Source organism: Algiphilus aromaticivorans DG1253 (genome assembly GCF_000733765.1).
GTDB classification, from domain to species: Bacteria; Pseudomonadota; Gammaproteobacteria; order Nevskiales; family Nevskiaceae; genus Algiphilus; species Algiphilus aromaticivorans.
Map to the genome: position 1 here is coordinate 2,596,946 of NZ_JPOG01000001.1, position 13,367 is coordinate 2,610,312.

The following is a 13,367-nucleotide window of genomic DNA, read 5'->3' on the forward strand; positions in this document are numbered from 1 at the left end:
TGAAGTCCGGCCTACCAAGCTATAGACTTCCGCGAACCGCGTTGCCTTTCCGCGCTTTGGCGCGGACGCGGTCAGCGCCACAAGCAACCGACAATCCGTATCAATCTGTGCCATCTGTGGCTCTTCCGACCATTAACGCCTAGGCAAACGCCCCAAAACCATGAGCACGACACCGAAGGCAATCTCCCGCGCAGCAGTCGCTGCCTCCGGCGGACTGTCGCAGCTGGTGCGGCTGCCGGGCTTGGATCTGGCCAGCTCGCTGCTGGCGTCCACCGCGAGCGGCTGGCGCGGTTCGATGGTCCGGGTGGCGCAAGCCGAAGCGGTCGAGGGCATCCTGCTCTACGAGTTCGAGGGCTGCCCCTTCTGCCGCGTCGTGCGCGCGGCGCTGACAGAGCTGGATCTGGACGCCGATATCCGCCCCTGCCCGGCCGGCGGCCGCGTGTACCGGCCCGAAGCCATCAAGCGCGGTGGCCGCGCGCAGTTCCCGCTGCTGATCCTCGACGGCGTGGCGATCTACGAATCGGCCGAGATCATTGCCGCGCTCTACGCGCGCTACGGCCAGGGCCACAAGCCGCCGGGGCGGATCGCGCACCGGCTGGCGCTGGCCGGCTCGCAGCTGGCCACGTTCAGCCGCGGCTTCGGCGGGCTGCGCGCGCGGCCGGCGAAGCAGCCGCGCGAGCCATTGCTGCTCTACAGCTTCGAGGCGAGCCCCTACTCGCGGCTGGTGCGCGAGCGCCTCTGCGAACTGGAGATTCCCTACCGGCTGAAGAGCTTCGGCAAGGCGCGCGCAACCGACATCGGCCCGCCGAGCGTACGCACCCGCTTCTTCCCGGACGCGCCGGTGGCCTCGCGCAACCGGCAGGAACTGCTGGCCAAGACCGGGCGCACGCAGGTGCCCTATCTCGAGGACCCGAATACGGGCGCAGCGATGTTCGAGTCGAAGGTGATCTGCAACTACCTCGAAACCGTCTACGCCGCCTGAAGGCCGAGACCGGCGGCCGCGAGCAGCCCGACGCCGATGACCACGGCGCGCAGTCCGCGCGCCGACAGGCGATCCGCCAGAAGCGCCCCCGCTACTCCGCCGGCAATGGTAGCCGCCATCAGGAACAGCGTTGGCCCCCAGGCGACGGCCCCTCCGATACCCAGCACCACTGCGGCGACCAGGCTGACCAGCGCCGACAGCGCATTCTTCCAGGCGTTGGCCGCGTGCGTGTCGGCGACACCGCCGACGGCCAGCGCCGCCAGCAGCACCACGCCCAATGCACCGTTGAAGTAGCCGCCGTAGAGGCAGGCGATCAACAGCAGCGGCAGCAGTCGAGTCGCGCTGGCTGCCCCGGCCGCGCGCGGTGCGCCCAGCCAGAAGATGACGGTGGCTGCCAGCACCAGCCAGGGCACGATGGTGGCGAAGAGCCGCTCGGGACTGGCCAGCAGCAGGCCCGCGCCCGCGGCCGCCGCGACCGTAGCGCCGAGCAGCATTGCTACCGGCGGCACCGGGAGACGCGCGCGCAGATGGCGCCTTCCGACCCAGGCCGAGGCCAGATAGCCCGGCACCAGGGCAACGGTGCTGCTGGCGTTCGCGCCCACCGCCGGCAGCCCGAAGGCCACCAGCGCCGGCAGGGTCAGAAAGGTACCGCCACCGGCGACTGCGTTGAGCGCGCCGGCCCCCGCCCCGGCGACCGCGAGCAGCACCCAGGGCAGCCATTCCACGGCGATCAATCCGGCGTGGCGATGGCGCGCCAGAGCATCTCGAAATAGGTATTGGCGTTGGCGGTCAGGGCGTTGCCATTGCCGCGGTGGACGTGGGTCTGCACCAGCCGCGCCAGAATGCCGAAGATATAGTCCAGCAGGATCTTCTCGTCGACGGCGTCGTTGAGGATGCCGCGGCCGCGGCCCTCGGCCAGCACTTTCATGAAGGTGCCGAAGAGCAGCGGGTTCTGGTAATTGGCGTGCTTGCGCCAGGTGTTGACGTAGACCGAGCTGAGGATGAGCTGGGCGACGCGCGGGTTCTGCTCGAAGTAGTCGAGCACCACCCAGAAGGTCTTGCGCAGGCGCTCCTTGTAGTCGGCAATGCCCTGCAGGTGATCGATCATGCGGGCGGCCAGCTCGGAGAGCCGTGCGTCAAGGCAGGAGAAGAGCAGCGCTTCCTTGCTGCCGTAGTACTTGTAGATAGTCTGCAGCGAAACATTGGCCGCCCGCGCGACCTCGATCAACCCGACACGATAGAACTCGCGCTCGGCGAAGATTTCCAGTACGGCTTCTTCGATGCGGCGGCGCGTATCGGGGTTCAAGCCATCCAGGGTGGGAAGTGTGATGCCTTCGTTTTCAGGCGCTGTCTCATTCATGCGGTAAGTTTCCTTACTTTCCTGCAGCCGCGCAAGCGATAACGCCTGCTGCCCATGTTGCGCCGCACATCAGCCTGTGCTTTCATGCGCTGGTCAACCATACGGTGGCGTGTGGTTCCCTGCCTGGCGAAGCCCATTCCGCCAGCAAAACGCCTTCTGACAGCACACATTGATAATCGCCATTACCGGAGACCTCCATGACCGATGCCTATATCTTCGACGCCGTCCGCACACCCCGCGGCAAGGGCAAGGCCGACGGCAGCCTGCACCAGATCACCCCGGTGCATCTGGTTGGCAACCTGCTAGACGCACTGCGCGAACGCAACGACCTCGACACCTCCAAGGTGGACGACCTCGTCCTCGGCTGCGTCACCCCGGTGGGTGAGCAGGGCGCGGACATCGCGCGCACGGCCGTGCTCTACGCCGGCTGGGACGAGTCGGTGGCCGGCGTGACGCAGTCGCGTTTCTGCGCCTCGGGTCTGGAGTCGGTGAATCTGGCCGCCACCAAGGTCATGTCCGGGCAGGAGGATCTGGTGGTCGCCGGCGGCATCGAGTCGATGAGCCGCTGGCCGATGGGCACCGACGGCGGCGCCATGGCGATGGACCCCCGCGTCAACCAGCTCATGGGCTTCGCGCCGCAGGGCGTGGGCGCCGATCTGATCGCCTCGCTGGAAGGTTTCTCGCGCGCCGATGTCGACGCCTTCGCGGTGCAGTCGCAGCAGCGCGCCGCCAAGGCCCAGGAGGCCGGCTACTTCGACAAGACCCGCGTGCCGGTCAAGGACGTCAACGGCCTGACGGTGCTCGATCACGACGAGACTATCCGCGGCAACACCACCGTCGACAAGCTCGGCGAGCTCAAGGCCAGCTTCGCGCAGATGGGGCAGATGGGCTTCGACGCCACGGCGCTGCGCAAGTACCCGACGGTCGAGCGCATCAACCACGTCCATCACGCCGGCAACAGCTCCGGCATCGTCGACGGCGCCGGCCTGATGCTCATCGGCAGCAAGGAGATGGGTGAGGCACTGGGCCTGAAGCCGCGCGCGCGCATCCGCCAGGTGGCGGTCAGCGGCTCGGAGCCGACCATCATGCTCACCGGCATTGCCCCCGCCTGCCGCAAGGCGCTGAAGCGCGCCGGCATGGACGCCAAGAACATCGACCTCTGGGAAATCAACGAGGCCTTCGCGGCGGTGGTCATGCGCGCGGCACGCGATCTCGGCATCGAAATGGACCGCGTCAACGTCAATGGCGGCTCCATCGCCATGGGCCATCCACTGGGCGCAACCGGCTGCATCATCCTCGGCACCCTGCTCGACGAGATGGAGCGCACCGACAAGGAGCTCGGCATGGCCTCACTCTGCGTCGGCGGCGGCATGGGCATCGCCACCATCATCGAGCGCACGCACTGATATTCGCCAGGCCGCGAAGCCACGCGGCCGCAACCCAATCGGGAGACAGATTCCATGAGCGTTAACTTCGAGATCGACAAGGACGGCATCGCCGTCATCACGCTGGATATGCCGGGCCGTTCCATGAACGTGCTCAACGACGAGCTGACCACGCCGCTACGCGAAGCCATCGAGCGCTTCGAGACCGACGACGCCGTCAAGGGTGTGGTCATCACCTCCGGCAAGAAGGACTTCCTGGCGGGCGCCGACATCGACGGCGTCTATGCCATTACCGACCCGGCCGAAGCCTTCAAGCTGGCCGAGGAGTACAAGGCCTTCCTGCGCCGCCTGGAGACCACCGGCAAGCCGGCCGTAGCCGCGCTCAACGGCACGACGCTCGGCGGTGGCCTGGAGCTGGCGCTGGCCTGCCACTACCGCGTCTGCCTCAACGAGGCGCGCATCAAGATCGGCCTGCCCGAGGTCAAGCTGGGCCTGCTGCCCGGCGGCGGCGGCACGCAGCGCCTGCCGCGGCTGATCGGCATTCAGGCCGCACTGCCGCTGATGCTGGAAGGCACCGAGCTGAACCCGACCAAGGCCAAGGACAAGGGCATCATCGACGAGCTGGTCGATGACCGCGGGCAGCTGGTGGAGCGCGCCAAGCGCTGGTGCCTGGAGAACCCGAAGGCCAATCAGCCCTGGGACGACAAGAAGTTCAAGTGGCCCGGCGGCGATTCCAAGAGCCCGGCCAATGGGCAGATGTGGGCCATCGCGCCTTCCATGGCCTCGGCCAAGAGCTGGGGCAACTACCCGGCCCTCACCCACATTCAGAGCTGCGTCTTCGAGGGCGGCATCGTCGACTTCGCGACCGGATGCCAGGTCGAGTCGCGCTACTTCGCGGCCTGCGTTGTCTCGCAGGAATCGAAGAACATGATCAACACCCTCTGGTACCAGCTCAACGCGATCAATCGCGGCGAGTCGCGGCCCGACGGCATCGAGCGTTCCAAGGTCAACAAGCTGGGCATTCTCGGCGCCGGCATGATGGGCGCGGGCATCGCCTACGTCTCGGCCAAGGTCGGCATCGAGGTCGTGCTGCTCGACACGAAGCAGGAAGCCGCCGACAAGGGCAAGGCCTACTCCGACGGACTGATGGACAAGGCCGTCAAGCGCGGCAAGGCCACGCCGGCCGACAAGACCGCGCTGCTCGACCGCATCACCGCCACCACGGATTTCAACGATCTGGAAGGCTGCGATCTGGTCATCGAGGCTGTCTTCGAGGACCGCAAGATCAAGGCCGATGTCACCGCCAAGTCCGAGGCCGTGATCCCGGCGAGCGCCACCTTCGCCTCCAACACCTCGACGCTGCCCATCACCAGCCTGGCCACGGCCTCGAAGCGCCCCGAGCAGTTCATCGGCCTGCACTTCTTCTCGCCGGTGGACAAGATGCCGCTGGTCGAGATCATCAAGGGCGAGAAGACCTCGCCGGAGACGCTGGCCAAGGGCTTCGACTACGTGCAGCAGATCAAGAAGACGCCCATCGTCGTCAATGATTCACGCGGCTTCTACACCTCGCGCTGCTTCGCGACCTATCCCATGGAAGGCATGGCGATGCTCGCCGAGGGCCAGCATCCGCGCGCCATCGAGGTCGCCGGCCTGCAGGCCGGCATGCCGGTCGGCCCGCTGGCCGTTCAGGACGAGGTGTCGCTGAGCCTGTCCCACCACATCATCGAGCAGACCCGCAAGGATTACGAAGCCGAGGGCAAGGAATACCAGGGCCATCCGGGCGAGGCGGTCATCGAGAAAATGGTCAGCGAGCTGGGGCGCGAAGGCAAGAGGGCCGGCAAGGGCTTCTACGACTACCCCGAGGGCGGCGAGAAATTGCTTTGGCCGGAGCTGCAGAAAGCCTTCCCGCCGGCTGCCGAGGCCCTGGACCAGCAGACCATGATCGAGCGCCTGCTCTTCGCCCAGGCCAACGAGGCCGCGCGCTGCTTTGAGGAGAACGTGGTGATGTCGGTGGCCGACACCAACATCGGCTCGATCTTCGGCTGGGGCTTCGCGCCCTTCCAGGGCGGCGCGCTGCAGTACATCAACGCCTACGGCGTCGAGCGCTTCGTCGCCCGCGCCCACGAACTGGCCGATCGCTTCGGGGAACGCTTCCGCCCGGCCCAGAGCCTGCAGCGCATGGCAGCTGAACAACAACGTTTCGCCGCTTGACCCGCGCTGCCCAGGCGTCACAATCAATGCGTCTATTGACGAGAGGGTAATCCCATGTTCAAGACCCTGATGAAGACCATGCAGGCCAAGAAGATGCTGCCGCAGATCTCCGATACGGAGCGGCTGGCACTGGAGGCCGGCACGGTCTGGATCGACGGCGAATACTTCAACGGCAGCCCGGATTTCCGGCGCATGCTCAAGGAACCATATTCGCCCCTGCCCGCCGAGGAGCAGGCCTTCCTCGACGGCCCCTGCACCGAGCTGTGCCGGATGATCGACGCCTACGAAGTCGGGCAGAGCCGCCAGATTCCGCCCGAGGTCCTGCAATTCCTGAAGGACAAGGGCTTCATGGGCATGCTCATCCCCAAGAAGTACGGCGGGCTGGAGATGTCCACCCAGGCCATCAGCACGGCAATGGCGATGGTCTCCCCCTATTCGGGTGTGGTCTCGACGCTGGTCGTGATCCCCAACTCGCTGGGTGCGGCCGAACTCATCAAGCACTACGGTACTCAGGAGCAGAAGGACCACTACCTGCCCAAGCTGGCCAAGGGTGAGTACATCCCCTGCTTCGGCCTCACCGAGCCCACCGCCGGATCCGACGCGGCCTCCATCAAGGCCGAGGGCGAAGTCTTCAAGGATGGCGACGGCGAGATCAAGATCCGCCTGAACTTCACCAAGCGCTACATCACGCTGGCGCCGGTGGCCAATCTGATCTCGCTGGCCTGCCAGATCCACGACCCGGACAACCTGCTGGGCAAGGGCGAAGCACCGGGCATCACCGTGGCGCTGCTGCACAAGGGCATGCCCGGCCTGTCCACCGGTGAGCACCATCAGCCCATCGGCGAAGCCTTCTACAACGGCCCGATCTACGGCAAGGACGTTGTCGTGCCGGCGGCCAACATCATCGGTGGCCCCGAATACGCCGGCCAGGGCTGGCGCATGCTGATGGAGCAGCTCGCCGGCGGCCGCGCCGTCTCGCTGCCGGCCGGTGCCATCGGCGGCATGAAGTCGGTGGCGGCGGTGACCGGTGCCTACTCGATGGTACGCCAGCAGTTCGGCATTCCCATCGGCCGCATGGAGGGCGTCGAGGACAAGGTCGCCCGCATCGCCGCGCTGACCTATATGTGCGAGGGCGCCCGCGTCTACTCGACTTCGGCCATCGACGCCGGCGAGCAACCGCCAGTGATCTCGGCCGTGCTCAAGGCCTACACCACCGAGCTGAGCCGGCAGACGATCACCGACGGCATGGATGTCTTCTCGGGCGCCGGCGTCATGCAGGGGCCGAACAACATCCTCGGCCCCGGCTACTGCGGCGCGCCGGTGGGCGTGACGGTGGAGGGTGCCAACATCATGACGCGCACCCTCATCATCTTCGGCCAGGGCGCGACGCGCTGCCATCCCTACGCACAGAACGTGGTCAACGCCGTCGAGAACGACGACGTCGAGTCCTTCCGCACGAACCTGCTCGGCTGGTTCGGGCAGTTCTTCGTCACCATCGGTCGCACCTTCGTGCGCAGCATCACGCGCGGCTGGTCCGCCGGCAGCCCGGTACCGGGCCCGACGGCCAAGCACTACCGCAAGCTCGGCTGGGCGGCAGCGCGCTACGCCATGCTGACCAATCTGGCGATGTTCTTCATCGGCGGCAAGCTCAAGGCCAAGGGCAAGCTCACCGGCCGCTATGCCGACGCGCTGGCTTGGCAGTACTTCGCGATCTCTGCGCTGCGCCGCTTCGAAGCCGAGGGCCGCAAGTCCGAGGATCTGCCGGTCGTGCACTACGCGGTGAACATCGCGCTGGCCGAAATCCAGAAGGCCTTCGAAGGCATCTACGCCAACTTCGACGCGCCGGTGATCGGCCTCTACATGCGCACCGTAGGCTCCTGGCTGCTGCGACTGAACAGCCTCGGTCGCGGCCCCGCGGACACCGAGACCACCAAGGTCGCGATGGCCATCCAGCAGCCGGGCGCGCAGTACGAGCGCATCGTCAAGGGTGTCTACGCACCCACGGACGGCAGCCCCGGCGCCGGCCGCCTGCTCGCCGCCTGGAAGCTCGGCTTCGAGGCGCAGCCGGCGATCAACAAGATCGTCGCCGCGCAGAAGGCGAAGAAGCTGGAGCGGGGTACGCCCGAGGAGATGGCGGACGCAGCCGCGACCGCCAGCGTGCTCTCCAAGGACGAGAGCGAACTGGTCAAGCGCAGCTACGCGGCACGCCTGGAGGCCATCGAGGTCGACGTCTTCAGCGCCGAGGAGTTCTTCGGCGTCAAGGGCATGAACGTTGCCCCCGGTTTCGAGGGCAATGAGACCGAGGCTCCCAAGCTCGCCGCCAGCGCCTGACCTCGGCAGCAGTGCTTAGGAACCCGTCCCGGCTCACGCCGGGACGGGTTTTTTTATGCCTGCCGCTAATCCGAGGCGCTCTCCTCGACGACGCCATCGGCATCATCAGCACCGTCGATATCGTCAGCGTCGTCGGCTTCATCTTCCTCACCGAGCGGTAATGCCTCCAGGGCGACGCGGCCGATGGCCGGCGCGCTCAGCGAGCCGAGATAGAGCGTGCCTTCGTGCTCGATGGCGCTGGTAATGGGCGCATAGGCGTCCTCGCCGACGTGCTGAAGATCAGCGAGCACCTCGCCTTCGGGATTCAGCGCCAGCACGTAGGCGTGGCGGCTCGGCCCCGGTTGCAGGAACTCGGGCAGCCGATAGGCAACCTTGCGCAGGAAGGGGCGCTCCAGCAGCGCGTCGAGCGACGGGTCGCGCGGCGAATAGATCGCCAACCAGAAGCGGTCCTCACCGTTGAAGGTGATGTTGTCCGGGAAGCCGGGCAGGTTGTCGATGAGCACCTCGGTCTCGCCGGCGCGCTCGCCTTCCAGCCACAGTTTCTGCACGCGGTAGCGCGTGGTCTCGGTGAAGACGAGGTATTCCTCGTCCGGGCCGAGCGTGATGCCGTTGGCGAAGTAAAGGTCCTCGGCCAGCACGCGCACCTCGTCGGTCTCCAGGTCGTAGGCCAGCACGCGACCATGGGGGCGGTGCTCGAAGGCATCGGCCATGACCTCGTGCACCCCGAAACGCGAGGAGGCGTCGGTGAAATAGGCCATGCGTTCCTCGGCGTCGACCACCACATCGTCGACGAAGCGATAGGGGGTGCCCTCGGCCGACACCGACAAGGTGTAGGCATAGCCGTCGGAGATGCGCATCAGGCCCTCCACGGCGTCCGCGACGATGACCGAGCCGTCCGACAGCGCTTCAAGTCCCAGCGGACGGCCTCCGGTATTCGCCAGCAGCTCGCCGTTGCTGCCGTCGGCATCGAAGCGCATGACGCGGCCGTCTACAAAACCGGTGACAAGTCGACCCTGGTCATCGATGGCGACGGCCTCCGGACCATTGCCAACGCCCTCGGCGATGCGCTCCGCCACTGCGAGATGGCTGTTGGCCGCGTGCACACCCTCGGTGGTCGAAGGCGCCTCGGGCGGCTCCCAGGCCGCCGGATCAATGGGCACGGGCCAGGCCAGCAGGTACAGAACAACAGCCGCCAGCAGCAGCGGCAGCAGAATGCGCAGCTTCATCGGTATCTCCCTCGTAGTCGGAATCGGTGGCAGGGCACGCGGCCCCGCCATCGCGCTAGTATCCTTTGCGTAATCAGCGCGCGCAAAGCGCCGTATCCGCATCAGGGGAGGAAAGCGATGAGCCAGCAAAAGAACCCACTGGAAATGCTGTTCCACTGGGAGTCGACCCAGCCCGACACGCCCTGGCTATTCCAGTCGCATAACGGCGAATGGCAGCCGATGACCTGGGGCCAGGCGGCAGATCAGGTGCGGCGCATGGCCACGGCGCTGCAGGCACTGGGCCTGCAGAAGGGCGACAAGGTCGCCATCACCGGCCGCAACACCGCGCACTGGTTCCTCGCCGACCTGGCCATCGCCATGGCGGACATGGTCTCGGTCGGGCTTTACCCGAAGCAGGCCGCCGCGCATACCACCTACATCCTCGAGCACAGCGAGTGCAAGGCACTCTTTCTCGGACCGATGGAGGACATGCAGAACTTTCTCGGCGCCGTGCCGGAAAGCATCCGCATGATCGCCCTGCCTTACGCCGAGGTACCAGCGCAGGAGCTGTCCTGGGATGCCCTCATTACCGAACACGAGCCCAAGCAGGACTTCCGCGCTCCCGAGGAGGACGAGGTGATGACGCTGGTCTACACCTCGGGCACGACGGGCAACCCCAAGGGCGTGATGACAACCTTCGGCAACATGATGTTCGCCGCGCGCGGCCTGATGGAAGCACTGCCGCCGCAGGGCCAGGAGCGCTTTTTCTCCTACCTGCCGCTGGCGCACGCCTTCGAGCGCGGCGCCGTGGAGATGACGAGTATCCAGTTCGGTGCGCAGGTCTATTTCCTGGAGGACATCAACAAGCTGGCCGTGCAGCTCGCCGAGGTCGCGCCGACCCGCTTCTTCGGCGTGCCGCTGGTCTACGGTCGCATCCAGGCAGGCGTGCTGCACAAGCTGCCGCAGAAGAAGCTCGACCGGCTGCTGTCCATTCCGATCGTGCGCGGTTTCATCCGCAAGAAGATCCTGACCGCCATGGGCCTGCAGAACGCGCGCATGTGCTTCGCCGGCGCCGCGCCCACACCCAAGTCGCTGCTCGAATGGTTCGACAAGCTCGGCGTGCCGCTCTATCAAGGCTACGGCATGACCGAGAACAGCATCTACGCCACCACCAACCGGCCGGGCGCCAACCGCATCGGCTCGGTCGGCAAAACCATGCCGCGCGCCGAGATGAAGCTGTCAGAAGAAGGCGAGATCCTCTTCAAGCACCCGGGCGTCATGAAGGGTTACTACAAGGAGCCCGAGAAGACTGCCGAGACCTTCACGGAGGACGGCTGGCTGAAGACCGGCGACAAGGGCTACGTCGACGGCGACGGCTACCTCTACATCACCGGCCGCGTCAAGGACATCTTCAAGACCGCCAAGGGCAAGTACGTCGCCCCCAGCCCCATCGAGGGCGCGATGTCGCGCAATACCTTCATCGATCAGCTCTGCCTGGTCGGCATGAACCTGAAGCAGCCTGTCATGCTGCTGACGCTGCAGGCGGATGCACGCGACAAGTCGCCCGAGGAGGTCGGCAACTCGCTGGTGGAGACCATGCAAGCGGTCAATGCCGAGCTCGAGGCGCACGAGGCCATCGCCAAGCTGGTGATCGTCGACGATGAATGGAGCATCGACAACGGCCTGATGACGCCCACCATGAAGGTCAAGCGCTCACAGATCGAAGACCGTTACGCCGACCTCATCGAGACGGCGGCAGCCGACCGCGGTCGCAAGGTGGTCTGGGAGGCCGAGGCCAAGGCCGCCTGAGTGCCTAGAAACGGAAATGGAGAAACAGCCGCCCCCAGTTGCGGCTGTCCTTCTCCAGCCGGTGGTAACGGCGCTTGATGTCGGGCCGGTCCAGATAGCGCAGAACGCGCTTCTTCAGCTGACCGCTACCCTTGCCGGGGATGATCTCCACCGTGCGGATACGCTTGGCTTCGGCCTCATCCAGCGCCCGCGCCAGCTCGGCATCAATCGCGCTGCCGTCGCGGGCGACGGGATGCAGATCGACGACGAGCTTGGCCATGGCTTAGAGCGGCGTCACTCGTAGGCTTCCTCCGGCACGCCGGTGGCATCCTCCGGCGGCTTTCTGTAATAGCTGATCCGCACGTCTTCGAAGGGCTCGCCTGTAGCCGGGTCGTGGACGTTGCTCAGGCCGCGGTACTCCAGCAGCTGGCCATTCTCGGGGTCGTAGGTCAGCTGCAGCGAAGGCGCGATCAGGCGCAGCAGCGTCGCCGCCTCCACCTTGAGCACCGCCGCGGAGCGGCCCTCGAACTCGGTCTCGCCGGTCTTGCGCACGCGGAAGCTGTAGTCGCTGAGATTTCCGGCCACCGCAAAACGGAACTTCTTGGTCTCACCGTCGAGAATGGCGTCAAGGTTGTCGTAGATAAGGCTGTGAAAGCCGGAGTCGGCGGCCATGGCGTCGCGCACCTTGAGCGTCTCGGTCTGCTCGCTGCCGCCGCCGGCCGGGCGCTTCCACATCACCGCGCGTTTCTCGCCGACATCGCGGATGCCTTCGGCGTAGCCGCTTTCCAGCTCCAGGCTGTACTCGGGGATATACGGGTTGGCGCGGAAATCCATCTTCTTGCGGCCCAGCTTTTCCCCCTCGGCGTCGTAGTAATCGATGCTGCCCTCGATCCAGCGTCGCCCCTCCATGCGCTGCTGGTGGCGCTCGGTGTAGAGGTACTCGCCGCTTTCAGCGTTGTAGGCATAGCCGAAGAAGACGGCGTCCTTGGTCTCGGCGCCGGCGCTGCCCGCGGCTGCGAAGAGGCCAACGGTCATCAGGAGGGAACGGGTGAGGGACATGAGGCGGGCTCCTTGAGCGGTTCAATCTCGTAGTGCTGCCCTTCGGCGGCGGGCGGAAAGCGGGTCGGATCCGGCAGCGCAGCGCGAGCCGCAGCGATGAGTGCGGCGGCCGGCTCGTGCATGCCGTCGTCGGCCATCTCGAAGACACCATAATGGATGCCGAGGCTGAACCGCGCCAGAAGGTCCTTGTGCGCCTGCACCGCCTCGACCGGCGCCATGTGCTGATAGGCCGTCAGCCAGCGCGGCTCGTAGGCGCCGATGGGCAGCAGCGCCGCACGCATCGGGCCGAAGCGCTCGCGCGTGGCCACGAAGTGATCACCGTAACCCGTGTCGCCGGCGAAATAGACGGGGCCGCCGCGCGTGCCGATGACATACCCGGCCCACAGACTCAGGTTGCGGCCCGAGGGCAGCAGGCGGCGGCCGGACCAGTGCTTGACCGGCACGGCCGTCAACGCGCAGCCACCGGGCAGCTTCGCGGAGTGCCACCAGTCGAGGGCCATCACGCGCGTGATGCCATAGTGACGCAGCACGACATCGTCGCCGGCCGGCACTACGAAAAGCGGATCGAAGGCCGCCTGCAGACGCTGCAACGTGGGCAGGTCCAGATGATCGTAGTGATTGTGGCTGATCATCACCACGTCTATGGGCGGCAGGTCCTCGAAGGCGATGCCCGGCGGCCGGTAGCGCTTCGGCCCAGCCCAGGAAACCGGGCTGGCACGCTCGGACCAGATCGGATCGGTGAGCAGATTCCCCCCGTCAGCCTGCACTAGCACAGTGGCATGGTTAATGAAGGTCAGCCGCAACTCGCCCTCGCCCACCCGTTGTGGCGGCGGCGGGCCCGGGGCGATGGCCATGTTGCGGCGCCATTCTCCGGGCTCGCGCGTGGCGTAGAAGCGGAGCAGATCCGTGAAGCCGACATCGAAGGGTGCTCCCGGATTACGGAACTGGCGGCCGTCGAAGTGCGCATCCGGCTCGGCGTCCCAGCGCGGCGCCAGGCAGGCGCCCAGCAGCAACGCCGGCAGCAGCAGCGCCAGGCGCGTCATGCT

Annotated in this window: 11 protein-coding genes; 5 read left to right on the forward strand and 6 right to left on the reverse strand. The window is 66.4% G+C overall.

The window, feature by feature from the left end; translation table 11 throughout:
• Window positions 1–160: 160 nt before the first annotated feature.
• Window positions 161–982, forward strand: coding sequence for a glutathione S-transferase N-terminal domain-containing protein (locus U743_RS12110; protein WP_198022021.1), 822 nt, complete (start codon window positions 161–163; stop codon window positions 980–982).
• Here U743_RS12110 and U743_RS12115 read toward each other — a convergent pair.
• Window positions 970–1,707, reverse strand: a complete 738-nt coding sequence (locus U743_RS12115) for a sulfite exporter TauE/SafE family protein (protein ID WP_198022022.1) — start codon at window positions 1,705–1,707, stop codon at window positions 970–972. The two genes, U743_RS12110 and U743_RS12115, sit on opposite strands and share 13 nt — an antisense overlap.
• Before the next feature lie 5 nt (window positions 1,708–1,712).
• On the reverse strand, window positions 1,713–2,342 hold the full coding sequence (locus U743_RS12120) for a TetR/AcrR family transcriptional regulator (RefSeq protein ID WP_052368063.1): 630 nt from the start codon (window positions 2,340–2,342) through the stop codon (window positions 1,713–1,715).
• A gap of 197 nt (window positions 2,343–2,539) precedes the next feature.
• On the opposite strand from U743_RS12120, the gene U743_RS12125 reads away from it, so the two are divergent.
• From U743_RS12125 to U743_RS12135, 3 genes are read left to right on the forward strand one after another with little or no spacing between them, the layout of a single operon-like run.
• On the forward strand, window positions 2,540–3,748 hold the full coding sequence (locus U743_RS12125; RefSeq protein ID WP_043768624.1) for an acetyl-CoA C-acetyltransferase: 1,209 nt from the start codon (window positions 2,540–2,542) through the stop codon (window positions 3,746–3,748).
• 54 nt (window positions 3,749–3,802) lie between these two features.
• Complete coding sequence (locus tag U743_RS12130; protein WP_043768626.1) at window positions 3,803–5,938, forward strand: 3-hydroxyacyl-CoA dehydrogenase NAD-binding domain-containing protein; 2,136 nt, start codon at window positions 3,803–3,805, stop codon at window positions 5,936–5,938.
• Between the two features lie 54 nt (window positions 5,939–5,992).
• A complete protein-coding gene (locus tag U743_RS12135; protein WP_043768627.1) occupies window positions 5,993–8,269 on the forward strand; it encodes an acyl-CoA dehydrogenase in 2,277 nt (758 codons plus the stop codon).
• A 65-nt stretch (window positions 8,270–8,334) separates the two neighbouring features.
• Here U743_RS12135 and U743_RS12140 read toward each other — a convergent pair whose 3' ends face one another.
• Window positions 8,335–9,495, reverse strand: a complete 1,161-nt coding sequence (locus tag U743_RS12140; protein WP_084191514.1) for an SMP-30/gluconolactonase/LRE family protein — start codon at window positions 9,493–9,495, stop codon at window positions 8,335–8,337.
• A 117-nt stretch (window positions 9,496–9,612) separates the two neighbouring features.
• Between U743_RS12140 and U743_RS12145 the strand changes: the two genes are divergently transcribed.
• The gene (locus tag U743_RS12145) at window positions 9,613–11,283 is read left to right on the forward strand and encodes an AMP-binding protein (RefSeq protein ID WP_043768628.1); all 1,671 of its coding nucleotides are present in this window, start codon (window positions 9,613–9,615) and stop codon (window positions 11,281–11,283) included.
• 4 nt (window positions 11,284–11,287) lie between these two features.
• Here U743_RS12145 and U743_RS12150 read toward each other — a convergent pair whose 3' ends face one another.
• From U743_RS12150 to U743_RS12160, 3 genes are read right to left on the reverse strand one after another with little or no spacing between them, the layout of a single operon-like run.
• Window positions 11,288–11,542 (reverse strand): Smr/MutS family protein, encoded by a 255-nt coding sequence (locus tag U743_RS12150; RefSeq protein WP_043768629.1) that lies wholly within the window; start codon window positions 11,540–11,542, stop codon window positions 11,288–11,290.
• 14 nt (window positions 11,543–11,556) lie between these two features.
• Window positions 11,557–12,321 (reverse strand): hypothetical protein, encoded by a 765-nt coding sequence (locus tag U743_RS12155; protein ID WP_156966424.1) that lies wholly within the window; start codon window positions 12,319–12,321, stop codon window positions 11,557–11,559.
• Complete coding sequence (locus U743_RS12160; protein ID WP_052368065.1) at window positions 12,297–13,364, reverse strand: MBL fold metallo-hydrolase; 1,068 nt, start codon at window positions 13,362–13,364, stop codon at window positions 12,297–12,299. Before U743_RS12160 ends, U743_RS12155 begins: the two co-directional genes overlap by 25 nt.
• Window positions 13,365–13,367: the final 3 nt, after the last annotated feature.

Coding starts and splice junctions, on each gene's coding strand:
- U743_RS12110 (WP_198022021.1), top strand. CDS start 161: ATGAGCACGACACCGAAGGCAATCTCCCGCGCAGCAGTCGCTGCCTCC.
- U743_RS12120 (WP_052368063.1), bottom strand. CDS start 2,342: ATGAATGAGACAGCGCCTGAAAACGAAGGCATCACACTTCCCACCCTG.
- U743_RS12125 (WP_043768624.1), top strand. CDS start 2,540: ATGACCGATGCCTATATCTTCGACGCCGTCCGCACACCCCGCGGCAAG.
- U743_RS12130 (WP_043768626.1), top strand. CDS start 3,803: ATGAGCGTTAACTTCGAGATCGACAAGGACGGCATCGCCGTCATCACG.
- U743_RS12135 (WP_043768627.1), top strand. CDS start 5,993: ATGTTCAAGACCCTGATGAAGACCATGCAGGCCAAGAAGATGCTGCCG.
- U743_RS12140 (WP_084191514.1), bottom strand. CDS start 9,495: ATGAAGCTGCGCATTCTGCTGCCGCTGCTGCTGGCGGCTGTTGTTCTG.
- U743_RS12145 (WP_043768628.1), top strand. CDS start 9,613: ATGAGCCAGCAAAAGAACCCACTGGAAATGCTGTTCCACTGGGAGTCG.
- U743_RS12150 (WP_043768629.1), bottom strand. CDS start 11,542: ATGGCCAAGCTCGTCGTCGATCTGCATCCCGTCGCCCGCGACGGCAGC.
- U743_RS12155 (WP_156966424.1), bottom strand. CDS start 12,321: ATGTCCCTCACCCGTTCCCTCCTGATGACCGTTGGCCTCTTCGCAGCC.
- U743_RS12160 (WP_052368065.1), bottom strand. CDS start 13,364: ATGACGCGCCTGGCGCTGCTGCTGCCGGCGTTGCTGCTGGGCGCCTGC.